The organism is Streptomyces sp. NPDC059009, from assembly GCF_042740175.1.
GTDB lineage: Bacteria > Actinomycetota > Actinomycetes > Streptomycetales > Streptomycetaceae > Streptomyces.
Map to the genome: position 1 here is coordinate 131059 of NZ_JBHYJB010000013.1, position 22769 is coordinate 153827.

The 22769-nt window shown below is 71.0% G+C and carries 20 protein-coding genes and 1 riboswitch; of the genes, 11 read left to right on the forward strand and 9 right to left on the reverse strand.

Features of this window, described 5'->3' with window-relative positions; translation table 11 throughout:
* Positions 1-235 precede the first annotated feature (235 nt).
* The 3 genes from ACFWYM_RS15750 to thrC all read right to left on the reverse strand — a co-directional run bounded on the left by ACFWYM_RS15750 (position 236) and on the right by thrC (position 2494).
* Positions 236-442: a cold-shock protein gene (locus tag ACFWYM_RS15750; RefSeq protein WP_003967346.1), complete on the reverse strand. Its 207-nt coding sequence runs from the start codon at positions 440-442 to the stop codon at positions 236-238.
* A gap of 443 nt (positions 443-885) precedes the next feature.
* On the reverse strand, positions 886-1161 hold the full coding sequence (locus ACFWYM_RS15755) for a ubiquitin-like small modifier protein 1 (protein WP_384836071.1): 276 nt from the start codon (positions 1159-1161) through the stop codon (positions 886-888).
* A 37-nt stretch (positions 1162-1198) separates the two neighbouring features.
* Positions 1199-2494, reverse strand: a complete 1296-nt coding sequence (thrC, locus tag ACFWYM_RS15760) for a threonine synthase (protein WP_384836074.1) — start codon at positions 2492-2494, stop codon at positions 1199-1201.
* 17 nt (positions 2495-2511) lie between these two features.
* Positions 2512-2694: riboswitch (SAM riboswitch) on the reverse strand.
* Positions 2695-2874: 180 nt separating this feature from the next.
* Between thrC and ACFWYM_RS15765 the strand changes: the two genes are divergently transcribed.
* The 4 genes from ACFWYM_RS15765 (at position 2875) to ACFWYM_RS15780 (ending at position 9429) form a co-directional block, all read left to right on the forward strand.
* Entirely contained in the window at positions 2875-3846 is a 972-nt protein-coding gene (locus tag ACFWYM_RS15765) for a glucosyl-3-phosphoglycerate synthase (protein WP_384836077.1), read from the forward strand.
* An 89-nt stretch (positions 3847-3935) separates the two neighbouring features.
* Positions 3936-6023 (forward strand): hypothetical protein, encoded by a 2088-nt coding sequence (locus ACFWYM_RS15770; protein ID WP_384836080.1) that lies wholly within the window; start codon positions 3936-3938, stop codon positions 6021-6023.
* Positions 6024-6203: 180 nt separating this feature from the next.
* Positions 6204-7625, forward strand: coding sequence for a trehalose-6-phosphate synthase (locus ACFWYM_RS15775; protein WP_384836082.1), 1422 nt, complete (start codon positions 6204-6206; stop codon positions 7623-7625).
* A gap of 304 nt (positions 7626-7929) precedes the next feature.
* Positions 7930-9429, forward strand: a complete 1500-nt coding sequence (locus ACFWYM_RS15780; RefSeq protein ID WP_384836085.1) for a right-handed parallel beta-helix repeat-containing protein — start codon at positions 7930-7932, stop codon at positions 9427-9429.
* On the opposite strand, the gene otsB is transcribed toward ACFWYM_RS15780, so the two are convergent.
* The 3 genes from otsB to ACFWYM_RS15795 form a co-directional block, all read right to left on the reverse strand.
* Positions 9417-10289, reverse strand: a complete 873-nt coding sequence (gene otsB, locus ACFWYM_RS15785; protein ID WP_384836088.1) for a trehalose-phosphatase — start codon at positions 10287-10289, stop codon at positions 9417-9419. The genes ACFWYM_RS15780 and otsB overlap by 13 nt on opposite strands.
* A gap of 111 nt (positions 10290-10400) precedes the next feature.
* A complete protein-coding gene (locus ACFWYM_RS15790; RefSeq protein ID WP_384836091.1) occupies positions 10401-10661 on the reverse strand; it encodes a DUF3263 domain-containing protein in 261 nt (86 codons plus the stop codon).
* Between the two features lie 9 nt (positions 10662-10670).
* Positions 10671-11888 carry an ABC transporter substrate-binding protein gene (locus ACFWYM_RS15795; RefSeq protein WP_384836246.1) on the reverse strand — a complete coding sequence of 406 codons (1218 nt, stop codon included), beginning with the start codon at positions 11886-11888 and terminating at the stop codon, positions 10671-10673.
* A 272-nt stretch (positions 11889-12160) separates the two neighbouring features.
* Between ACFWYM_RS15795 and ACFWYM_RS15800 the strand changes: the two genes are divergently transcribed.
* The 5 genes from ACFWYM_RS15800 to ACFWYM_RS15820 all read left to right on the forward strand — a co-directional run bounded on the left by ACFWYM_RS15800 (position 12161) and on the right by ACFWYM_RS15820 (position 17536).
* On the forward strand, positions 12161-13051 hold the full coding sequence (locus ACFWYM_RS15800) for an SIS domain-containing protein (protein WP_384836094.1): 891 nt from the start codon (positions 12161-12163) through the stop codon (positions 13049-13051).
* A gap of 338 nt (positions 13052-13389) precedes the next feature.
* The gene (locus tag ACFWYM_RS15805; protein WP_384836097.1) at positions 13390-14343 is read left to right on the forward strand and encodes an ROK family protein; all 954 of its coding nucleotides are present in this window, start codon (positions 13390-13392) and stop codon (positions 14341-14343) included.
* Positions 14343-15488 (forward strand): N-acetylglucosamine-6-phosphate deacetylase, encoded by a 1146-nt coding sequence (nagA, locus tag ACFWYM_RS15810; protein ID WP_384836100.1) that lies wholly within the window; start codon positions 14343-14345, stop codon positions 15486-15488. The genes ACFWYM_RS15805 and nagA overlap by 1 nt, the downstream gene beginning before the upstream one ends.
* A 183-nt stretch (positions 15489-15671) precedes the next feature.
* Positions 15672-16601, forward strand: a complete 930-nt coding sequence (locus tag ACFWYM_RS15815; protein WP_384836103.1) for a 1-phosphofructokinase family hexose kinase — start codon at positions 15672-15674, stop codon at positions 16599-16601.
* Positions 16602-16681: 80 nt separating this feature from the next.
* Positions 16682-17536 carry a ketose-bisphosphate aldolase gene (locus ACFWYM_RS15820; RefSeq protein WP_384836106.1) on the forward strand — a complete coding sequence of 285 codons (855 nt, stop codon included), beginning with the start codon at positions 16682-16684 and terminating at the stop codon, positions 17534-17536.
* 14 nt (positions 17537-17550) lie between these two features.
* Here the strand turns inward: ACFWYM_RS15820 and ACFWYM_RS15825 are convergent, their stop codons facing one another.
* Positions 17551-18528, reverse strand: a complete 978-nt coding sequence (locus tag ACFWYM_RS15825; protein WP_384836109.1) for a carbohydrate-binding protein — start codon at positions 18526-18528, stop codon at positions 17551-17553.
* A gap of 121 nt (positions 18529-18649) precedes the next feature.
* Positions 18650-20344 (reverse strand): diguanylate cyclase CdgB, encoded by a 1695-nt coding sequence (gene cdgB, locus ACFWYM_RS15830; protein WP_384836112.1) that lies wholly within the window; start codon positions 20342-20344, stop codon positions 18650-18652.
* 426 nt (positions 20345-20770) lie between these two features.
* On the opposite strand from cdgB, the gene ACFWYM_RS15835 reads away from it, so the two are divergent.
* Entirely contained in the window at positions 20771-21262 is a 492-nt protein-coding gene (locus ACFWYM_RS15835; protein WP_384836248.1) for a flavin reductase family protein, read from the forward strand.
* Between the two features lie 209 nt (positions 21263-21471).
* On the opposite strand, the gene arfB is transcribed toward ACFWYM_RS15835, so the two are convergent.
* Positions 21472-21903, reverse strand: coding sequence for an alternative ribosome rescue aminoacyl-tRNA hydrolase ArfB (arfB, locus tag ACFWYM_RS15840; RefSeq protein WP_384836115.1), 432 nt, complete (start codon positions 21901-21903; stop codon positions 21472-21474).
* 220 nt (positions 21904-22123) lie between these two features.
* Here arfB and ACFWYM_RS15845 point away from each other — a divergent pair, with 220 nt between their 5' ends.
* Positions 22124-22699 carry a TerD family protein gene (locus ACFWYM_RS15845; protein WP_289949196.1) on the forward strand — a complete coding sequence of 192 codons (576 nt, stop codon included), beginning with the start codon at positions 22124-22126 and terminating at the stop codon, positions 22697-22699.
* Positions 22700-22769 lie beyond the last annotated feature (70 nt).

A 22769-nucleotide genomic window follows, 5' to 3' on the forward strand; every position in this document is an offset into this window, starting at 1 on the left:
CCCACCCGGTCTGCGGACCTCACCGGCCCGATCCAAGTTCTGTCACTCTCACTCGTAGAGTGCTAACGCCAATGATTAGCACTCGACCCCTCCGAGTGCAAGGTGCGCCCACAGCGCCCTTACGTACCCCAGACACCCCGCCCGCCCCGGCAACCCCCGCGCACGCACGAGGGCCCGTACCCCTCTCGGGATACGGGCCCTCGCCGTGAGTGCCTAGTTGGCCGGACGCGCCAGCTCAGCCGACGGCCAGCTTGACCATGTCCGCCTGCGGACCCTTCTGGCCCTGCGAGATCTCGAACTCGACCCGCTGACCTTCTTCAAGGGTGCGGTACCCGTCCATCTGGATCGCGCTGTAGTGGACGAATACATCCGCACCACCGTCGACCGCGATGAAGCCGTACCCCTTCTCCGCGTTGAACCACTTGACGGTGCCCTGAGCCATGCCTAACTCCCCTATTACTGGCCCTTGCGCAGGACCGCACTTCGCGGACCCGGGTCAGACCTCACGCCCCATTGGTGATGGGGGTGTGCGCCGGAACGCGTCGACCGCGGCTGAATGTATCTGCCCAACTGCCGTCTGCAACAGGTCAATCGGACGAGAATTCTGGGCACGCCCGATCGGTAATATCCGGCGATTCTGCCGGAGTTCAGGGCAAGTCGGGCCCGACAAATGCCGCAATGGGCTCAAATAGGCAAGGTACTTTGGCTACTTCTGGCGGGCGAGCGGCCGACTTCGTATATGCGCTCGGCACTAACGGCACAGCGTGCTCCTCAACTGTACCGCGCTCAACGACACAGAATTGCCCCCTCCGCTTTCTCCCGGAGGGGGCAATCCGAATAACGCAGAGTTGTTGCGGAAGTCCGCGGCCGGACCTCCTTCGCGGCTCAGCCGCCCGCGACGGCGGGAATGATCGAAACGCCCGCGCCGTCCGGCGTCGCGGTCTCGAGGCCCTGCTCGAAGCGCACATCGTCGTCGTTCACGTACACGTTCACGAAGCGGCGCAGCTTGCCCTGGTCGTCGAGGACGCGGGCAGCGATGCCCGTGTGGCTCTTCTCCAGATCGGCGATGACCTCACCGAGGGTGGCGCCCTCGGCGCGGACCTCGGCCTGGCCGCCGGTGTAGGTGCGGAGGATGGTGGGGATGCGGACGTTGACGCTCATGGGGTGGGTCCTTCCTGCGGACGCGGTCGTACGTGGGTCAGTGGGCCAGGCCCGCGTCGCGGAACGCGTCCAGGCTGGGGCGGATGGTGGCGGTCGCCTGCGAACTGTCGGCGACGGCGTCCAGCGTCTTGAGGCCGTCGCCCGTGTTCAGCACGACCGTGGTGAGGTTCGGGTCGATGGCGCCCGCCTCGATCAGCTTCCTGGTGACGCCCAGGGTCACACCGCCCGCCGTCTCGGCGAAGATCCCCTCGGTCTGGGCGAGCAGCTTGATCGCGTCCACGACCTGCTCGTCGTCGACGTCCTCCACGGCCCCGCCCGTGCGGCGCGCGATGTCCAGGACGTACGGGCCGTCGGCCGGGTTGCCGATGGCGAGGGACTTGGCGATCGTGTTCGGCTTCTGCGGGCGGACGACGTCGTGGCCGCCCTTGTAGGCGACGGAGACCGGCGAGCAGCCCTCGGCCTGGGCGCCGAAGAGCTTGTAGGGCTTGTCCTCGACGAGGCCGAGCTTGATCAGCTCCTGCAGCCCCTTGTCGATCTTCGTGAACTGGGAGCCGGAGGCGATCGGGATGACCAGCTGGTCGGGCAGCTGCCAGCCGAGCTGCTCGCAGATCTCGTACGCGAGGGTCTTGGAGCCCTCTCCGTAGTACGGCCGCAGGTTCACGTTCACGAAGCCCCAGCCCTCGCCCAGCGGGTCGCCGATGAGCTCGGAGCAGAAGCGGTTCACATCGTCGTAGTTGCCCTCGATGGCGACGAGGTCACCGCCGTAGACACCGGCCATGACGACCTTGCCCTGCTCCAGGTCGTGCGGGATGAAGACGCAGGAGCGGAAGCCGGCGCGGGCGGCGGCGGCGCCGACGGCACCGGCCAGGTTGCCGGTCGAGGAGCAGGACAGGGTGGTGAAGCCGAAGGCGCGCGCGGCCTCGATGGCCTGCGCGACGACGCGGTCCTTGAAGGAGTGCGTGGGGTTGCCGGAGTCGTCCTTGACGAACAACTTGCCCTGCGCGACGCCCAGTTCGCGGGCGAGGTTGTCGGCCTTGACCAGCTTCGTCCAGCCCGGGTTCAGGTTCGGCTTCTCGGCGACGTCGGCCGGGACGGGCAGCAGCGGGGCGTAGCGCCAGACGTTGGCGGGGCCGGCCTCGATCTGCTTGCGGAGGGCTTCCGGGCCAGTGGCCGGGAGGTCGTAGGCGACTTCGAGGGGGCCGAAACACTCGGCGCAGGCGAAGATCGGGCCGAGCTCGAAGCGGGTTCCGCACTCACGGCAGGAGAGGCCGGAGGCCGGACCGAGGTCTACGGGGGTGGTGGTACCAGTGGTGGCGACAGTCTGCACAGCCATGGAGGCGAGGCCCTTTCTCCTCATCTTCCCCGCGACGCACTTCGCCGCGAGACGGAATTGGCACCTTCCCTAGCCGGGAGCCTCGCGAGTCGACAGTTGCGGTGTCGCACGCAGTGACACTTTGCGCCTGCCGGCGCGTGGCGGCTGGAGGGTTGCCGGGGCTTCAACGGGCCGTATCCCTCTGCCCCTCTGGATGAGCGGTATTCGGTTGTTGATCTTTGGTTCGCCCTCTCGGGCGGCGGCGGCCCCCGACATGCGATGGTCACCGGCCTTGCTCAAGACTGTAACCGACGGACAGGACCCTTGAGATAGTCGTCCGAACCGCGAGATGGATCACACCCGCCCGTCGCCCACCACCCTCTGCGAAGGAGCCGCTGACCGTGCTGGAAGAAGTCGAGCGCTGGCTGAGCAGGCGTTCCTGGTCCGTGGCCGACCGTCCGCTCGATGAGCTCCTCGCCGCGAAGCGGGCCGGTGGCACCACCGTGAGCGTCGTCCTGCCCGCCCTCGACGAGGAGGAGACGGTCGGCGAGATCGTCGCCGAGATCCGCCGCGAGCTGATCGAGAAGGCCCCGCTCGTCGACGAGCTGGTGGTGATCGACTCCGGCTCGGCGGACGGCACCGCGAAGGTCGCGCGCGAGGCAGGTGCCCGTGTCATACACCGGGACGAGGTGCTGCCCCGGATTCCGGTGGTCCCCGGTAAGGGTGAGGTGCTGTGGCGCTCGCTCCTCGTGACGAGCGGCGACATCGTGTGCTTCATCGACGCGGACCTCAAGGAGTTCTCGGCGGACTTCGTCTCGGGCATCGTCGGGCCGCTCCTGACCGACCCGGACGTGGAGTTCGTGAAGGCGATGTACGACCGGCCGCTCGGCGCCGAGTTCGATGCGCGCTCCTCCGGCACGACGGCGGGCCAGGGGGGCCGGGTCACCGAGCTGATGGCGCGCCCGCTGCTCAACTTCCACTGGCCCCAATTGGCCGGATTCGTCCAGCCGTTGGGCGGCGAGTACGCGGCGCGGCGCTCGCTCCTGGAGCGGCTGCCCTTCCCCGTCGGGTACGGGGTCGAGCTGGGCCTGCTCGTCGACGCGCTGCACACGGTGGGCCTGGACGCGCTCGCGCAGGTCGACGTCGGGGTGCGCAAGCACCGGCACCAGGACGGGCAGGCGCTCGGGCGGATGGCGGCGGCGATCTACCGGACGGCACAGCTGCGCCTGGCCCGCGGGCATCTGGTGCGGCCCGAGCTGACCCAGTTCGTGCGCGGGGAGCACGGCTTCGAGCCGCGTACGTACGCGGTGGACACGGAGGAGCGGCCGCCGATGTCCGGTATCGAGGAGTACGCGACCAGACGCGTGGCGTAGGCCCCGTACGCCGGGCGTGGGGGCGTGGCGTAGCCGCAAACGATCATGCGCTTTGCCTAAATTTCCCATTTATGTGGGTTAGACAAGTTATGAGAGCGATGCGGCGCATCGGCGGCATGACGCTCGCCACCGTCACCGTCGCGGCCGGGGCGCTCTGCGCCGCCACCGCACCCGCCTCGGCCGAGGTGATCGAGCCGTTCGCCAAGCGCTACGACGAATCGCTGTACGGCGACTTCAAGACCATCGGCAACACGGTCCTGGACTGCCCGACGGCCCCGGCCGACGTGGCCGCCTCCTGCCGGGAGACGCAGCAGTCCCAGGGCACCAAGAACAACAACAACTTCATCGAGCAACGCATCAACGTGGCCGGCCTGAGCGGCACCTTCGACTCCAGCACGGGCCAGGTGGCCATCCCGCCCGGCGCCAAGGTCGACTACGCGCGCCTGTTCTGGGGCGGCAACGCGGGCACGCACCGCTTCGGCAGGACCGTCCGCAACATCTGCGACCTCAACCGCGAGGGCAACCTCCCCGTCGCCCCGGCCCCCGGCGACCCGCTCACCACCCGCCCGGTCATCCGCGTCGGCGGCGGCACCCAGTCCCGGGTGACCGTGGAGAACGCGGTCAGGTCCCCCAACGCCACCCAGGGCCCGCACTACTACACGGCCGAGGCCAACGTCACCGACGCCTTCAAGGGCGCGCCCACCGGCAGCCCCGTCGAGGTGGCCGTCGGCGACATCTGGGCGCCGAACGGTCAGGGCTGCGTCGGCGGCTGGTCGCTCACCGTCGTCTACAAGTACGACGGCCCCAACGCCCAGTACGCGCCCGACCGCCGCAACGTCTACATCTGGGGCGGTCACGTCATCCAGCGCTCGGTCCGGAGCAAGGCCCTCGCGGACAGCTCCACCACGGTCCCGGTCGACGGCTTCTACCGGACCGACGGCGACATCCACGCGAGCGTCACGGCGTACGAGGGCGACTGGAACACCAAGGGCGACCAGTTCCTCGTCGACGGGAAGCCCGTCACCGAGTCGCACACCGGCAGGACCGACAACTTCTTCATCAGTGAGGACGACGGCGCCCTCAACCCCAAGTACCGCAACAACCTGAGCATCGACGCCAAGGCGTTCAGGGTGCCGGACGGAGCCATCCCGGTCGGCGCCAAGTCGGCCAAGCTCACCTTCACCACCACGGGCGACGTGTACGTCCCCTCACAGCTGGCGCTCTCCGTCCCCGTGCCCGACCTGGAGGTCACCAAGACCGCCTCCCCCGAGAAGGTCGAGCCGGGAGACACCCTGACCTACACGGTCAAGGCGAAGAACATCAGCAAACTCCCCTACCCCGCAGCCAAGTTCAGCGACGACCTCTCCGACAACCTCGACGACGCGACGTACAACAACGACGCGAAGGCGGACATCGGCAAGGTCTCCTACAGCGAGCCGAAGATCAGCTACACCGGCGACATCCCGGCCGGGCAGACGGCGACCGTCACGTACTCGGTGAAGGTCAACGACCCGGTCAGCGGCGACGGAAAGCTGCGCAACAACGTCGATGTGGAGTCCCCGCGCTCCAACTGCGACGAGGACAGCACCGACCGGCACTGCGGCACGACGCCGATCCTCATCCGGCAGCCCGCGCCGCCGCAGAACCAGCCACCGGTCACCGTCGAGACCCACCCGCAGACCCGGGTCGCGCCCGCCTGCTCCTCCGTGAAGAACACCATCACGGTGAAGAACAAGTCGGACCGCGACCGCACCGGCGCCACCGCGTCCTGGCCGGTCAAGCCCGGCTCGTCGGAGCCCGTCGCCAGCAGCGGAAAGGTGACGAAGAAGGGCTCGACCTACACCTGGACCGGCGACGTCAAGGCGCACGGCACCGTCACGATCACGCAGAACGTCAAGGTGTCCTGCACGCCCGGCGAGGTCACCGTCATCACGGTGACGGCGCCCGGCAGCAACTGCTCCAAGACGATGCGCGGCGGCGACGACCCGTGCACCACGGCGATCCTCTCCCAGCGGGTCCAGGGCCGCCCCGGCCCGCACGCGCCGCAGCACCCCGGCGGCGGCGAACTGGCCGAGACCGGCGACGACTCCTCCGCCCTCCTGTACGCGGGCCTCGCGGCCTCGCTGTGCGGGCTCGGGGTGCTGGCGCTCGCGGCGGTGCGCAGCCGCAGGGACTGACGGACGCTCACAGAGGGACTGACGGTCTCTCGTATCTCGCAGAGGTGTTGACGGTCTCTCGTATCTCGCAGAGGTACTGACGGTCTCTCGTATACGGACGGGAACGGCCGGACTCGCCAAAGAGTCCGGCCGTTCCCGTCCGCACGTTTGAGCGTTTCCGGGACAGGCTAGTTTCGCTGCATGGTCTCCGAGCAGTCAGCACAGTCGGCACAGTCCCAGGTTCTCGTCGCGTCCAACCGCGGCCCCGTCTCGTACGAGGTGGCGGACGACGGCACACTCACCCCCAAGCGCGGCGGGGGCGGCCTCGTCTCCGCGCTCAGCGTCGTCGAGGACAAGCTGTGGGTGTGCGCGGCGCTGAGCGACGGGGACCGCGAGGCGGTGCGGCGCGGGGTCGGCGAGCCCGGGGTGCGGATGCTGGACATCGACGCCGACGTGCACGCGGACGCGTACAACGGCATCGCGAACTCGGTGCTGTGGTTCGTGCACCACATGCTGTACCAGACGCCTCTGGAGCCGTCGTTCGGGACGGAGTTCCGGCGCCGCTGGGCGTCGTACGAGGCGTACAACCAGGCGTTCGCCGAGGCGTTGGCACAGGAGGCGGCGCCGGGGGCGACGGTGGTGGTGCAGGACTATCACCTGGCGCTGGTGCCGGGGATGCTGCGCGAGTTGAGGGACGACCTGCGGATCGGGCACTTCTCGCACACCCCCTGGGCGCCCGTCGACTACTTCCGGATGCTGCCGGACGACATCGCGGAGCAGCTCCTGCGCGGCATGCTCGGCGCGGACCGGCTCGGTTTCCTCACCGCACGGTGGGCGGACGCGTTCACGGAGTGCTGCGTGCGGATCCTCGGCGGGACGTCGGGCACCCGGATCGGGGTGCACGGCCTCGGCGCCGACGCGGACTTCCTGCGGGAGCGGTCGCGGCGGGACGACGTGGAGGAGCGGATCGGGGGGCTGCGGGAGCAGATCGGCGGGGACGGGTCCGGGAGCGGTTCCGGGGACGGCGCCCGGAAGGTGATCGTCCGGGTGGACCGGACGGAGCTCTCGAAGAACATCGTGCGGGGCCTGCGGGCGTACGAGCTGCTCCTGGAGACGCGGCCCGAGTGGCGGGAGCGGGTGGTGCACCTCGCGTTCGCGTATCCCTCGCGGCAGGATCTCGCGGTGTACCGCGACTACACGGCGGAGGTGTCGCGGGTCGCGGAGTCGATCAACTCCCGTTTCGGCACGGCGGGCTGGACCCCGGTGATCCTCCACGTCAAGGACGACTTCGCCCGCTCCCTCGCCGCGTACCGGCTGGCGGACGTGGCGCTGGTGAACCCCATCCGGGACGGCATGAACCTCGTCGCCAAGGAGGTTCCCGTGGTGTCGGACGAGGGGTGTGTGCTGGTGCTTTCGCGGGAGGCGGGGGCGTTTGCGGAGTTGGGGGAGGATGCGGTGGTCGTGAATCCGTATGACGTCACGGGGACGGCGGGGGCGCTTCATGAGGCGTTGACCATGCCGGTGGAGGAGCGGGCTGAGCGGACGAAGCGGCTTGCGGCTGCGGCGACTGCGTTGCCGCCCGGGCAGTGGTTCCTGGACCAGTTGCGGGCGCTGGACGCCTGACCCCTGCGGGGCTTCTTCCCCAACCCCGCCCCTTCCCGGTCCGGCGACTCCGTCGCCCCTGGGCGGGCCTCTTGGGGCTGCGCCCCCAGCCCCCGCTATCGGCGCTGAACGCGCCTCGTCCTCAATCGCCGGACGGGCTGAGAGGCCGGCCCGTCCGGGGGTCTGGGGGCGGAGCCCCCTGCGCGCGCGGAGCGCGCCAATAGATGCAGCCGGGTAGGGGCGGGACTGGGGAAAAGTAACGTCCAACAGCAACCGCCGTTTGTCCATGGGCCCTTGAGGGTGTGCCCGACTACGTTCCGGGGCCATGCCCCTACGCCCCCTCCTCCTGGCCACCGCCCTGGCCACAGCAGCCGCCACCCCCACAGCGACCGCCACCCCCCGCACCCCCACCACCCACTACCTCGACTGCCAACGCGGCGACGACGCCGCGAGCGGCACCTCCCCCGCCACCGCCTGGCGCACCCTCGCCCAGGCGAGCGCCCACACCTACGCCCCCGGCGAGCGCCTCCTCCTCAAGCGCGGCACGCAGTGCGACGGCGTGCTCGCGCCCCGGGGGAAGGGGGCACAGGGGGCGCCCGTGCGGATCGACGCCTACGGGAGCAAGAGGGCGGGCAAGCCGCACATCGAGGGCGGAGGCGCCCGCGCCGCCCTGCTCCTCAGCAACACCGAGCAGTGGGAGATCCGCAACCTCGACCTCTCCAACACCGGCCCCGCCACCACCACCGACCGCCGCGCGGGCCTCTACGTCGAGCTCACCGACTACGGCGTCGCCCACCACTTCGTCGTCGAGGGCGTCGACGTCCACGACGTCAACGGCGCCGACTTCAAGGACCCGGACCCGAGTGGGGGGATCCTCTTCACGGTGAAGGGAGCCACCACCCCCACCCGGTTCGACGGCATCCGCGTCGACCGCTCCACCGTCCGCCACGTCGACCGCACCGGCATCGCCACCTCCTCCACCTGGAAGCGCGCCTCCGGGGCCGGTCAGATCCAGTCCACCGACGTCCAGTTCACGCGCAACAAGGTGTACGACGTCGGGGGCGACGGCATCGTCGTGCAGAAGGCGCGCGGCGCCCTCGTCGAGCGCAACCTCGTCGACGGGTTCAACATGCGGTCGGCCGGCTACAACGCCGGGGTGTGGGCCTGGGACGCGGACGACGTGCTGTACCAGTACAACGAGGTCAGCGGGGGGCACGGGACCCGGGACTCCATGGCGTACGACATCGACGGCGGCAACAACCGCAACGTCTACCGCTACAACTACAGCCACGACAACGAGGGCGGCTTCCTGCTCGTCTGCAACGCCGAAGGCATGGTGAGCGACGGGAACCGCGTCCACGACAACATCAGTGTCAACGACCGGAACACGGCCTCGCCTTATGGAGTCGTCTCCGTCGTCTGCGGTGCTTCCACCAATACGCGGATCTACCGCAACACCATCGTCACCAACCGGTCCGACACCGCCCTCGTCTCCAACAACGGCCCCACGGGCGTCACGTTCGAGGACAACGTGTTCGTGGGGGCGGCGGCCGGCCAGGGGTCCCCGATCCGTGACACCGTGAGCACCTATCGCAACAACCTCTACTGGCGCACCGACCAGCCCCGTGACACCACCGGCGTCCGCGCCGACCCGCTGCTCCGGTCCGCCGCGCCGGGCGCCCCCGACGACGTACGCCTGAAGGACGGCTCACCCGCGCGCGGGGCCGGGTCCGTGGACGGAGGCGGGGACGACGGGACCGCCTACGACTACTTCGGCAATCCCATTCCGGACCCGCCCAACATCGGGGCGGATCAGTCGAGTTGAGCGGAGAGTTGAGCGGAGATCGACTGCAGCAGGGCCACCACGCCCTCCGGGCCGTCCACCACCAGGTCCGCGCGGCCCGTGAGTTCGGCGACCTCCGGGCTGCCGCTGCACACCTTCAGGCCCGCGATCCGGTCGGAGCGGAGCTTCTCCACGGCCGCGAAGGCGGTGAGGTCGCCGAGGTCGTCGCCCGCGTACAGGACGGACTCGGCGCCCACCTCGCGGACGTAGTCGGCGAGGGCGACGCCCTTGTCCATGCCGGGCGGGCGGAGCTCCAGGACCAGGCGGCCCGGTTCGACGATCAGGCCGTGGCGGGAGGCGAGTTCGGCGAGGGGCGCGCTCAGTTCGTCGAAGGCGGCCTGGGGGTCCTTCGCGCGGCGCGTGTGGACGGCGAGGGCGCGGCCCTTCTCCTCGATCCAGATGCCGCTCCAGGCGCCGATCGCGTCGAGGAATCCGGGGAGTTCGGCGCGCACGGAGGCGACACCGGGGTGCGGGTCCGCGGCGCGCACCGTGCCGGTGACCGCGTCCCAGCGCTCCGCGCCGTAGTGCCCGAGGACGACGAGGTGTTCCAGGCCCGGGACGCCCGCGAGGCCGCCGTAGCGGACCGCGACGCCCGCCGGGCGGCCGGTGACGATGGCGACCGAGCCCAGCTTCGGCGCGAGCGCGGCGAGCGTGGGGACCGCCTCCGGGTGGGCGCGGGCCTGCTCGGGGTCGGGCACGATCGGCGCGAGCGTGCCGTCGAAGTCGAGCGCGATCACGGCCTGTTGGGGGCGTGCGAGCAGCGCGGCGAGGCCGTCACGGCCCGCCGCGGTCGCGGGCTCGGGCACGGTCAGCGAGCGCCGGGAGTACTGAGGGTCACCCATGGGCCTGACCTTACTGCCCGTCGCCGGGGAGCGCCCGACACCCTTTCACGTCCCGGTCAGGGCAATACGGGCCGTTTCCGGCACACCGTCGTACGTGCTGCGCGGCCCGGTTCAGCGCTCGTCGCGGCGCGTCTGCCGGGTGGCGCGCAGGCGGTTGACCGTCACCGGGTCGTGCTCGAGGGCGCGCCGGTCGTCCAGGAGGGCGTTCAGGAGCTGGTAGTAGCGGACCGGCGCCATGCCGAGCTCCTCGCGGATCGCGCGCTCCTTGGCGCCGGGGCCGGGCCAGTTGCGCCGCTCCAGGGCGAGGACGGCCCGCGCCTGCGCGTCCAGGTCCCGGGCCCCGTCCTCCGTGCTGCCGTCGCTGGTCGTCATGGAGTCACGCTATTCCGAGTTCTCCTCGGCCTGGGCCGCCCGCTGGATCTGGCCGAGGGTCGACTGCGGATTGCCGTTCGGGCCGACCGTCTTGCCGATGTACTTCTTGATGTCGACGGACACCCCGGCCCAGGACGTGTGGCCCACCGGGTAGAGGCGCGAAGTCGGCAGCTCCTTCAGGAACTTGTCGAGGTCGGCCTTGCTCTTGTCGTCCGCCATCACCTGCGAGGCGGACGTGGTGACCGGCAGCAGGTCGTACTCGCGGCTGAATTCCAGGACGTTCTTCTCGCTGTAGACGTAGTCGAGGAACGTGCCGATCTCCTTGCGGTGACCGTGCTGCTTGAACGCCATCATCCAGTCGGCGACGCCCATCGTCGCCTCGGAGTTGCCGTTCACGCCGGGCATCGGCACCATGCCGAACTTGACGCCCTTCTTGGCGGCCATCTTCATCAGCGTGGGGTGGCCGTTGAGCATGCCGACGTCGCCGCGTGTGAACGCCGCGAACGCCTCCGCGCGGTTCAGCTTGCCGGGCTCGGTCGGGCCGGTCAGGCCCTTGCCGACGAGTTCGTCGCGCAGCCACGTGAACGTCTTCACGTTCAGCTTGGAGTCGATGTCGTACGAGCCGACGTTGTCGGTGTAGCCACCGCCGCCGCTGAGCAGCCACTGCAGGGTCTCGGCCTGCGCCTCCTCGCGGCCGAGCGGCAGCGCGTACGGGAACTTCACGCCGCGCGCCTTGAGCACCTTGGCGTCGGCGGCGAGCTCGGTCCAGCTCTGCGGCGGGTCGAGGTTCGCGTCCTTGAAGAGCTTCTCGTTGTAGAAGAGCAGGCGCGTGGAGCCGGCGAACGGCATGCCGTACTGCGTGCGGTCGACCTCACCGGCCTGGGCGAGGGGGGAGAGGAAGTCCGACTGCGTGGCGATGGAGAGCAGCTCGTCGGCGGTGTAGAGCTTCTTCTGCGCGGCGTAGTCCGCGTACGCGCCGATCTGGGCCATGTCCGGGGCGTCGCCCGCCTTGACCATCTCCTTGACCTTGCGGTCCACGTCGGTCCAGGAGTAGACGCTCACCTCGACCTTGATGTTGGGGTGCGCGGCCTCGAACTTCTTCGCCAGCTTGTCCCAGTACTTCTGCGAGCTGTTCGCGGCGGAGTCGCCGTAGTCGGCGGCCACCAGCTTGAGGGTCACGTCGTCCGATCCGCCCGGACCGCCGCAGCCGGCGAGGACCGCCGCCATGCCCAGCGCGGCGCCAGCCGCGGTTATCCCTGTCACGCGCCGCTGCACTGCTGTCCCACCCTGTTCCTCAACTTCATGAACTGCGAGTTTCTCCCGCGTCCCGACACAAGGTCTACACCACCCCAGTATCACTTCTGCAACGGAGTGCCCCCATTGCCCGGTCGGGCCCGGGGCTGCTAAGCACAGCTCGTTCCCGCACGACGCTCAAGTACCGCACCAGCAAGGAGCTTTGACTCATGTCGCCTGCGTCTTCGATGTCTTCCATGCCTCCCATGTCGCGTACGTCTGCAGAAATAGCCACCCAGCCCGATTGCTGGCGGCGCGCGGCCCGGTCCGCCGAGGAGTTCGACGGCCTGCCGAAGCCGGGCGAGCGGGTCGCGGTGACCGGCTGCGGCACGTCCTGGTTCATGGCGATCGCGTACGCGGCGCTGCGGGAGGCCGCGGGGCAGGGCGAGACGGACGCGTTCGCGTCCTCGGAGTTCCCGGCGGGCCGCCCGTACGACCGGGTGGTGGCGATCACCCGGTCCGGTACGACGACGGAGGTCCTTGAGCTGCTGGCCGCGGTGCGGGGCTCGGTCCCGACGGTGGCGCTGACGGCCGATCCGAAGACCCCGGTCATGGAGGCGGCGGACACGGTGGCCGTCCTGGACTGGGCCGACGAGGAGTCGGTCGTCCAGACCCGCTTCGCCACGACGGCGCTCGCCTTCCTGCGGGCGGGCCTCGGGGAGCTGCCGGGTGTGAAGGCCGTGTCCGAGGCGGCGGCGGACGCGGAGCTGGCGGTGGCGGAGCCCCTGCCCGACGCCGTGGTGGGCGCGGAACAGTGGACGTTCCTGGGGCGGGGCTGGACGTACGGGCTCGCGCTCGAGGCGGGGCTGAAGATGCGGGAGGCGGCGGGGGCGTGGACGGAGTCGTACCCGGCGATGGAGTACCGGCACGGGCCGATCTCCATCACCGGGCCCGGGCGGGTGGCGTGGATGTTCGGGGAGCTTCCTGAGGGGCTCGCGGGGGACGTCGCCCGGGTGGGCGGGGAGCTGGTGACCAGTGAGCTGGATCCGCTGGCCGATCTGGTGCGTGCGCAGCGGCTGGCGGTGGCGCTCGCGGAGGCCCGGGGCTTCGACCCGGACCGCCCGCGGAACCTGACGCGCAGCGTGATCCTGAGCTAGCGCGGAGCCTCCGGCGGTTCTTTCCCCCGATCCCGCCCCTTCCTGGCTGCATCTAGATCCCGCCCCTTCCCGGCTGCATCTATTGGCGCGCTCCGCGCGCGCAGGGGGCTCCGCCCCCAGACCCCCGGACGGGCTGGCCTCTCAGCCCGTCCGGCGATTGAGGACGAGGCCGTCCAGGCCGATAAGGGGGTCTAGGGGCAAAGCCCCAGGAGAGCGCCCCAGGGGCGACGGAGTCGCCGGATTCGGGAAGGGGCGGGATCGGGGAATGGACCTTCGACCCGCAACCCGCGCCCAAAGTGGACTAGACCTTTCGCGGTCCCGGCGCGAGACTGTCCCCCGTGAAACATGTCATCGCCCTCGACGTGGGCGGCACCGGAATGAAGGCCGCCCTGGTCGGGGCGGACGGCACCCTGCTGCACGAGTCCCGCCGCCCGACCGGCCGGGACCGCGGCCCCGACGCGGTCGTCGAGTCGATCCTCGGGTTCGCCGAGGACCTCCGCGCCCACGGCGTGCAGGCGTTCGGCGAACCCGCGGCCGCGGCCGGCGTCGCCGTGCCCGGCATCGTCGACGCCGACCGCGGCATCGCCGTCTACGCCTCCAACCTCGGCTGGAGCGACGTCCCCCTGCGCGAGCTCCTCAGCACCCGCCTGGACGGCCTCCCCGTCGCCCTCGGCCACGACGTCCGCTCCGGCGGCCTCGCCGAGGGGCGGATCGGGGCGGGGAAGGGAGCCGACCGGTTCCTGTTCGTGCCGCTCGGCACCGGGATCGCCGGGGCCATCGGCATCGGCGGCGCCATCGAGCCCGGCGCACACGGCTCCGCGGGCGAGATCGGCCACATCGTCGTACGCCCGGACGGGCCCCCCTGCGGCTGCGGGCAGCGCGGCTGTCTGGAGCGGCTCGCCTCCGCCTCCGCCGTGAGCCTGGCCTGGGCCGAGGCGAGCGGGGACCCGGACGCGGACGCGGCGGACTGCGCCAAGGCCGTGGAGTCCGGCGACCCGCGCGCCCAGGAGGTCTGGCGGAACGCCGTCGACGCGCTCGCCGACGGGCTGCTCACCGCCCTCACTCTGCTGGACCCGAACACCCTGATCATCGGTGGCGGGCTCGCCGAGGCCGGGGAAACCTTGTTCACACCGCTCCGGGCGGCCGTCGCGCGCCGCATCGTGACCTTCCAGACGCTCCCCGAGATCGTCCCCGCGGCGCTCGGGGACACCGCCGGGTGCCTGGGCGCGGGTCTGCTCGCCTGGGACCTGGTCAGTCCGCACTCCCCCCACCCCACGGAGGTAACCACCTGATGGCCACTAGCAAGGTTCTCGCCGGGGCTCAGGTGGTCCTGCCCACCGGTACCGTTCCGAACGGCCGCGTCATCGTCGAGGGCAGCAGGATCGCCGGCGCCGCGCCCGCGGACGCCGAGGTCCTCGACCTGACCGGCCACTGGCTGGTCCCCGGCTTCGTCGACATGCACAACCACGGCGGCGGTGGCGCCTCCTTCACCTCCGGCACCGTCGACGACATCCTCACCGGCGTCCACACCCACCGGCTGCACGGCACCACCACCGTCGTCGCCTCCTTCGTCACCGGCCAGATGGACTTCCTGACCCAGCGCGCCGGGCTCCTGTCCGAGCTGGCCGAGCAGGGGGAGATCGCGGGCATCCACTTCGAGGGCCCGTTCATCTCGCCGTGCCGCAAGGGCGCCCACGACGAGACGCTCCTGCGCGACCCCGACCCGGCCGATGTGCGCAAGCTCGTCGACGCCGCCCGCGGCCAGGCCCGCATGGTCACGCTCGCCACCGAACTGCCGGGCGGCATCGACTCGGTGCGCCTGCTCGCCGAGCACGGCGTGATCGCGGCGATCGGGCACACAGACGCCACGTACGAGCAGACCGTGGAGGCCATCGACGCGGGCGCCACCGTCGCCACGCATCTGTACAACGCCATGCCCACCCTCGGACACCGTGCCCCCGGGCCCATCGCCGCCCTCCTCGAGGACGAGCGGATCACCGTCGAGCTGATCAACGACGGCACGCATCTGCACCCCGCCGCCTTCGAGCTGGCCTTCCACCACGCGGGGGCCCATCGGACCGCGCTCATCACCGACGCCATGGACGCCGCCGGCTTCGGCGACGGGCGGTACATGCTCGGCCCGCTGGAGGTCGAGGTGAAGGACAGCGTGGCGCGGCTCGTCGAGGGCGGCTCCATCGCGGGCTCGACGCTCACCCTGGACCGGGCCTTCAAGCGGTCCGTCACCGTCGACGGGATCTCCGTCGAGGACACGGTCCGGGCGATCTCCGCGAACCCGGCGAAGCTCCTCGGCGTCTACGACCGGGTCGGCTCCCTGGAGCCCGGCAAGGACGCCGACGTCGTGGTCCTGGACGCGGACTTCGTGCTCAAGGGCGTGCTCCGCAAGGGCGAATGGGTGGTTCAGCCCCAACTTGGGTGATTTCAGCTCATGTTGAACGCCGTATGAACGGCAGGCGGTTGGTCCGGAGGTCTGGGCCAGCCGCCTTCTTTTTGGCATGATCGCCTCCGGTGCAGCCAGCACGTCGTACGTGAGTACGTGAGTTCATGCGTGAGTACGTGGGTACGTGAGTTCACGCGTTCTCGGTCTCGGGGGTGAAGTGCAGTGATCCTCACGGTCACCCTGAACACCGCCCTCGACATCACCTACCGCGTCCCCGCCCTCACCCCGCACGCCTCGCACCGCGTCACCGAGGTCACCGAACGGCCCGGCGGCAAGGGCCTGAACGTGGCCCGGGTGCTCGCCGCGCTCGGCCACGACGTGACGGTGACCGGCTTCGCCGGCGGCGACACCGGCGCCACCCTGCGCGCCCACCTCGCGGGCGACGCGGCCCGCCGCACCGACACCCGCCTCACCGACGCCCTCGTCCCCGTCGCGGGCCCCACCCGCCGCACCGTCGCCGTGGTCGACTCCGCGAGCGGCGACACCACGCAGCTGAACGAGCCGGGCCCGACGGTCACCGCCGACGAGTGGACCGCGTTCCTCGACACCTACGAGGACTTGGTGCGCGACGCGGCGGCCGTGGCCCTGTGCGGCAGCCTGCCGCCGGGGGTGCCCGTGGGCGCGTACGGCCTCCTGGTGCGCGCGGCGCGGTCCGCCCGCGTGCCGGTCCTCCTGGACACCAGCGGCGAGCCGCTGCGCCGCGGCGTCGCCGCCCGCCCCGACATCGTCAAGCCGAACGCCGACGAACTCGCCGAGCTCACCGGCTCCCACGACCCGGCCCAGGCCACCCGCGACGCCCGCCGCAGGGGCGCGCACTCCGTCGTCGCCTCGCTCGGCACCGAGGGGCTGCTCGCGGTGACCCCGGACGGCAGCTGGCAGGCGGCCCCGCCCGGCCCCGTGCGCGGCAACCCCACGGGCGCGGGCGACTCCGCGGTCGCGGGCCTGCTCTCCGGCCTGGTCGAGGAACTCCCGTGGCCCGGGCGCCTGTCCCGCGCGGTGGCCCTCTCGGCGGCCACGGTGGCGGCGCCCGTGGCGGGCGAGTTCGACCCGCCGACGTACGAAGACCTGCTGACGCGGATAGCGGTGACCTGACCGACGCGACCGGCGGAGACCTGACGGCCCCGCGCGGCCGGGAGTGAACGGGCCCCTGCGGCCCGGGAATTGGGGAGAACGTGCCACTCGTATCCACCGGCGAACTCGTCGCCGACGCGCGCACCTCCGGGCGCGGCGTCGCCGCCTTCAACGTGATCACTCTGGAGCACGCGGAGGCGATCGCCCACGGCGCCGAGCAGGCGGGCGCCCCCGCGATCCTCCAAGTCTCCGAGAACGCCGTGAAGTTCCACGGCGGCGGCCCCTCCGGGCTCTCCGCGATCGCCGCGGCGGCGACGGCGGTGGCCCGCGCCTCCGCCGCGCCCCTCTCCCTGCACCTGGACCACGTGATGGACGTGGACCTGCTGCGGGCGGCGCACCCCGAGGGCTTCAGCTCGGTGATGTTCGACGCGTCGAAGATGAGTTACGGGGACAACGTCAAGGCCACGGCGGACGCGGTCCGTTGGGGCCATGAGCGGGGCATCTGGATCGAGGCCGAGCTCGGCAAGGTCGGCGGCAAGGAGGGCGAGGCCCCGCTGGACGCGCACGCCCCGGGGGTGCGGACCGATCCCGCGGAGGCGGCCGCCTACGTCGCCGACACGGGCGTGGACGCCCTCGCGGTGGCGGTCGGCTCCTCGCACGCGATGACGGAGCGCACGGCGGCCCTGGACCACGCGTTGATCGCCGCCCTGCGCGACGCCGTCCCCGTCCCCCTCGTCCTGCACGGCTCAAGTGGCGTGCCGGACGCGGAGATACGGCAGGCGGTGGCGTCCGGCATGGTGAAGATCAACGTCGGTACGGCGCTCAACACCGCGTTCACGGGCGCGGTGCGGGAGTACCTCGCGGGGGACGCGAAGGGCGTCGACCCCCGCAAGTACCTCGCCCCCGCGCGCGAGGCGATGGCGGGGACGGTGCGGGGGTTCCTGGCGCTGCTGTAGCGGACGCCGGACGCTCAGCCCTCGCCCTCGGCCAGCCACATCTGGTCGAGGTTCGCCCCGCAGATGTTGGACTGGTCGCAGGCCAGCGAGAGGGTGTTGGTGCCCTTGTTGAGCTGGACGATCGCCCAGGTCTTGGTCCAGCCCTTCTCCCAGTCGCCTTCCTTGGCGTGGGCGAAGTTCTCCATGTTGAGCGGGCGGGTCTGCTTCTTGCCGTTGACGAGGACGTTGGCGTTGGCGTCCTTGCCGGGCACGCCGTAGCTCACCCAGAGCTTGTACGTGCCGTCCTTCGGGATGCCGTTGACCGTCCAGGTGACCTGGGCGCCGACCTTGTCGAGCCCTGCCACGTACACCCCGCCCGCGGCCTTCGCGCCCTTGATGTCGGAGGCCGTGCTGGTGCCGCCGTCCAGCTTGAGGGCCTTGGCGTCGGTCTCGGGGAGCTCTGCGTCGTCCTTGGGTTCGTCGGACGGCTTCTCGCTCGGCTTCACGGAGTCGGCGGCCGACGGGGACGAACCCGCCTGCGAGCCGTCGTCCTTCTTGTCGTCGCCGCCGAAGAGCATCGCGGCGCCGATCCCGATGGCGACGGTGCAGACCACGGCGATCGCCCCGATCAGCAGGCCCTTGGTGTTGGGCCCGCGGCCCCGGCCGCCGCCCCCGGCCTGCGGCACGGGACGCGTCGTCGGGGGCATCCCGCCGGGCTGGGTCTCGGGCGCCGCGTAGTGGGCGTTCGGCTCGCCGTAGGGCTGCTGCGGCGGCACCTGCGCCTGGCCGTACGCGGCGGTCGGCTGCTGCCCGTACTGGCGCTCACCGACCGTGCGGACCTGGTTGTACGAGTACGAGGAGCGGGAGCCGGGACCCGGGTAGCCGTAGCCGCCGCCTCCGCCCGGGGGCGTGGCGCCGTTCGCCTGACCGTCGGCGTACAGATAGCCGAAGGGGTCGTCGTCGCCCTCTGGCGCGCTCGGCGTGGGCTCGCCGTTATTGCCGGGCGTCGTCATTCCCAGGTCACTCCCTCATATCGCTGACCGGGCGAGCCTACCCGGTCCGCGTGAACCCACAGGGTGGCCTTGACCTCATCCCGTACACGGCTCGCGCACTACTCGCACACGACAAAACGGGTCATCCCGCGCGTCGGTGCTGCTTGGCGCGGGACCGCTTCTCCACGTACATCCGCTGGTCGGCGGAGTGCAGCACCTCGTCGGCCGACATCCCGCAGTGGGCCCAGCCGATGCCGAAGCTGGCGCCGACGCGGACCGCCCTGCCGTCCACGCGGATGGGCGGAATGATGGCGTTCCGCAACCGGACCGCAAGGTCCTGGGCGTCCGCGCGGCCGAGCCCGTCGGCGAGCACCACGAACTCGTCGCCGCCGAGCCGGGCCACCGTGTCCCCGTCCCGCACCCCGCTGGTGAGGCGCCGGGCCACCTCGATGAGGACGGCGTCGCCGGTGTGGTGCCCGAAGCGGTCGTTGATCGACTTGAAGCCGTCGAGGTCGCAGAAGAGGACGGCGAGGCCCTTCGTGCCGTCGTCCGCGCCCGATCCGTCGTCGCCGGGTGCGACGGTGTGGACGTGGTGGTCGAAGCCTTCGCCCTGGTGCGGCCCGCCGTAGTCATAGCTGTGCCCGGCGCTGTGCCCTATGGCCGCGTTGCCGTAGCCGCCCTGGTAGCCGCCGTCGCCCCGGTCTCCGTAGGCCGCGTCGAGGGAGTCGACGGCGCTGGGCTGCGGCGACTGGGGCCTGCGGCAGAGGCGGGCGCTGAGCCGGGTGCGCAGCTCGGCGGAGTTGGGCAGTCCGGTCAGGGCGTCGTGCGAGGCGCGGTGGGCGAGCTGGAGCTCGCGGCGCTTGCGCTCCTCGATGTCCTCGACGTGGGTGAGCAGGAAGCGGGGCCCGTCGGCGGCGTCGGCGACGACGGAGTTGCGGAGCGAGACCCACACATACGTCCCGTCGCGCCGCCCGAGCCGCAGCTCCGCACGGCCGCCCTCGGCCGAGGTCCGCAGGAGCGTGCCGATGTCCTCGGGGTGCACGAGGTCGGAGAAGGAGTAGCGGCGCATCGCGGAGGCGGGGCGCCCGAGGAGGCGGCACAGCGCGTCGTTCGTCCGGAGGATGCGGCCGTGCTGGTCGCCGCCCATCTCGGCGATGGCCATGCCGGACGGGGCGTACTCGAAGGCTTGGCGGAACGACTCTTCGCTGGCCCGCAGCGCCTGCTGCTCGCGCTCCAGGCGGACGAGGGCGCGCTGCATGTTGGCCCGGAGGCGGGCGTTGCTGATCGCGATGGCGGCCTGGAAGGCGTACATCTGCAGGGCCTCTCGGCCCCAGGCGCCGGGCCGCCGCCCGTTGCGCGGCCGGTCGACGGATATGACGCCGATGAGCTCGCCGCCGGAGCCGCCGGTCGCGTACATGGGCGCGAAGAGCCGGTCGGCGGGGTGCCACTCGTCCTCGAAGCGGGGCTGCGGGCCGTCGGTGTACCACTGCGGCACGTCGTCCTCGTCAAGGACCCAGCCCTCGGTGTGCGGGATGTAGCGGAGGGCGCCCCATGCCTCGCCCATGGCCAGGCGGCGCTCCCAGGCGTCGCGGGAGCCGACGCGGCCGGTGATGAGGGCCTCGGCGGCGGAGTTCCCGGCGAAGGCGGCGACGACGAGGTCTCCGTCCGGGCGGACGAGGTTCACGCACGCCAGCTCGTAGCCGAGGCCGTTGACGACGCCGTCGGCGACGGTCTGCAAGGTGTCGGCCAGGCTCCGGGCCGTGTTCAGGTCCGCCACGACCTGATGCAGCTGCCGCAGGGTCGCAAGACGGACGTACGGCTCCGACTCGCTCTCCATGCTCGCTCTCCCCGAGACCTCGACAGCAACTCCAGGATTCGCAGCGTCCTCAGTAGTCTTCGGCGTCTTCAGCAATCTTCGGCGCCTTCTGCGGAAGACTCGGACGACTCGGAAGACTTCGGCAGTCTCCAGCTACTCCTCTGTCCGATTGCCACCGTCACTGAATCACAGTGAGCTGCTCACTCGGTACACAGGGTCAACAAAATATGGGTCCTGTGACTCAAGTCACAGGTGGGAAGCCGGTGTTGGTCCTAGGTCCTCACTCGGCCCTTGGCCCGATGTGGCGGCGGGGCGGCCGGGGCTAGCGTCGTGGCCGTGGTTACCGCACTGAAGAGCTCACCGCCCAGTCCGCCGCCAAGTTCCCCCTGGGGACCCGCTTCCGGCGGGCATCCTGAGGGGGTGAGCAACGACGAGTTCCGAGCCGCCATGTCCCGGCTCGCCGCGGGCGTGGTCCTGGTGACCGCGCACGAGCCCCCGCTGGACCCGGACGACCCGGACGCCCCCGGCGGCGAGGACGTCGGCATGACGGCGACGGCGTTCCTGTCCGTCTCCCTCGACCCGCCCCTGGTCATGGTGAGCCTGCGCGAGGGCTCCCGGATGGACGACCTCCTGGCCGAGCAGCCGCTGTGGGCGGTCTCGGTCCTCGCCGAGAGCCAGCGCCACATCGCGGGCCGCTTCGCGATGAAGGGCCGCATCAGCGACCGCCTCCTCTTCGAGGACATCCCGTACGCACGGGGGGAGAAGTCCGGCGCCCCGCTGGTGGGCGGCGCGCTCGCGACGCTGGAGTGCCGCACCGAGCAGACGGTACCGGCGGGCGACCACACGCTGGTGATCGGGCGGGTCCTGACGGCGGGGGTGCCGAGCGCGGACGGGGGGCCGCTGACGTATTTCAGGGGGAAGTACCGGCAGCTGGGATAGACAGCCGGACAGGCAGACACTCAGGCAGACAGGCAGACAGACAGAGCCGGTCCGGCGATTGAGGACGAGGCGCGCAGCGCCGAAGCGGGGCCAGGGGCGCAGCCCCGGAGGGAGGCCAGGGGCGCAGCCCCGGAGGGAGGCCAGGGGCGCAGCCCCGGAGGGAGGCCAGGGGCGCAGCCCCGGAAGGGGCGCCGCCGCAAGGCCGACCGCTATCCCCAGTCCCGTCCGGTGCGCCCCCGCTTCGTCTCGCTCCGCTGCTTCTTGTTCCGCAGGCGCCGTTCATTGATCCCTCGCGGGATCTTCGTCGCGCGCCGCGGCTTCGGCGGCGGGGCCGTCGCCTCCGCCAGCAGGGAGGCGAGCCGCGTGGCCGCCATCTCCCTGTTCCGCCACTGGGAGCGGTGCTCCGACGCCCGTACGCTGATGACGCCGTCCACCAGGCGGGGCGCGAGCCGCTCCAGGGCCCGCCGCTTCCACACCTCGGGCAGCGCCTCGGTCTTCGCGAGGTCGAACCGCAACTCCACTTGTGAGTCGCTGGTGTTCACGTGCTGCCCGCCGGGGCCGCCGGAGCGCGAGAAACGCCACATGAGCTCGGCCTCCGGCAGGGAGACCGAGCCGCGGATGACGTGCGGTCGGCTGGACATGCCCCCATGGTCCCGCACATGTCCGGTCCACGTCACACGGTTTACGCCCGGCTGCGAGGGCCGCGAGGCGGTCCGGGTAAAGAAAGTAAAGCGAGGTTCGTGGAAGTGGAACCTTGGGGACCCCCGTCGGCGTTCATAGGAGTACCGGTAGCTTCGTCCCCAGTACGAAGCCCCTACGCACAGCCTGTGCGTACGCAGACAAGGGAAGGGACTCCCAACAATGGCAGTAAGCCTGTCCAAGGGTGGCAACGTCTCGCTCACCAAGGAGGCTCCGGGCCTGACCGCCGTCACCGTGGGCCTCGGCTGGGACGTCCGCACCACCACCGGTACCGACTTCGACCTGGACGCCTCGGCGATCGCGGTGAACACGCAGGGCAAGGTCTACTCGGACGCCCACTTCGTCTTCTTCAACAACAAGGCGACGCCGGACCAGACGATCGTCCACACCGGCGACAACGTCACCGGCCAGGGCGAGGGCGACGACGAGCAGATCAACGTCAACCTCGCGGGTCTGCCCGCCGACATCGAGAAGATCGTCTTCCCGGTCTCGATCTACGACGCGGAGAACCGCTCGCAGAACTTCGGCCAGGTCCGCAACGCGTTCATCCGCATCGTGAACCAGGCCGGCGGCACCGAGATCGCCCGCTACGACCTCTCGGAGGACGCCGCCACGGAGACCGCCATGGTCTTCGGCGAGCTGTACCGCAACGGCGCGGAGTGGAAGTTCCGCGCCGTCGGCCAGGGCTACGCCTCCGGCCTCGTGGGCATCGCCCAGGACTTCGGCGTGAACGTCTGAGTCCCGCTTGAGAGCTGCCCGCTTGAGGGCTGAGAGCGCCCCGGCCGTGGAGGAAGCGGCCGGGGCGCTT

Coding starts and splice junctions, on each gene's coding strand:
- ACFWYM_RS15750 (WP_003967346.1), bottom strand. CDS start 442: ATGGCTCAGGGCACCGTCAAGTGGTTCAACGCGGAGAAGGGGTACGGC.
- ACFWYM_RS15755 (WP_384836071.1), bottom strand. CDS start 1,161: ATGAGCGTCAACGTCCGCATCCCCACCATCCTCCGCACCTACACCGGC.
- thrC (WP_384836074.1), bottom strand. CDS start 2,494: ATGGCTGTGCAGACTGTCGCCACCACTGGTACCACCACCCCCGTAGAC.
- ACFWYM_RS15770 (WP_384836080.1), top strand. CDS start 3,936: ATGAGAGCGATGCGGCGCATCGGCGGCATGACGCTCGCCACCGTCACC.
- ACFWYM_RS15775 (WP_384836082.1), top strand. CDS start 6,204: ATGGTCTCCGAGCAGTCAGCACAGTCGGCACAGTCCCAGGTTCTCGTC.
- ACFWYM_RS15780 (WP_384836085.1), top strand. CDS start 7,930: ATGCCCCTACGCCCCCTCCTCCTGGCCACCGCCCTGGCCACAGCAGCC.
- otsB (WP_384836088.1), bottom strand. CDS start 10,289: ATGGGTGACCCTCAGTACTCCCGGCGCTCGCTGACCGTGCCCGAGCCC.
- ACFWYM_RS15790 (WP_384836091.1), bottom strand. CDS start 10,661: ATGACGACCAGCGACGGCAGCACGGAGGACGGGGCCCGGGACCTGGAC.
- ACFWYM_RS15795 (WP_384836246.1), bottom strand. CDS start 11,888: ATGGCGGCGGTCCTCGCCGGCTGCGGCGGTCCGGGCGGATCGGACGAC.
- ACFWYM_RS15800 (WP_384836094.1), top strand. CDS start 12,161: ATGTCGCGTACGTCTGCAGAAATAGCCACCCAGCCCGATTGCTGGCGG.
- nagA (WP_384836100.1), top strand. CDS start 14,343: ATGGCCACTAGCAAGGTTCTCGCCGGGGCTCAGGTGGTCCTGCCCACC.
- ACFWYM_RS15825 (WP_384836109.1), bottom strand. CDS start 18,528: ATGACGACGCCCGGCAATAACGGCGAGCCCACGCCGAGCGCGCCAGAG.
- cdgB (WP_384836112.1), bottom strand. CDS start 20,344: ATGGAGAGCGAGTCGGAGCCGTACGTCCGTCTTGCGACCCTGCGGCAG.
- ACFWYM_RS15835 (WP_384836248.1), top strand. CDS start 20,771: ATGTCCCGGCTCGCCGCGGGCGTGGTCCTGGTGACCGCGCACGAGCCC.
- arfB (WP_384836115.1), bottom strand. CDS start 21,903: ATGTCCAGCCGACCGCACGTCATCCGCGGCTCGGTCTCCCTGCCGGAG.
- ACFWYM_RS15845 (WP_289949196.1), top strand. CDS start 22,124: ATGGCAGTAAGCCTGTCCAAGGGTGGCAACGTCTCGCTCACCAAGGAG.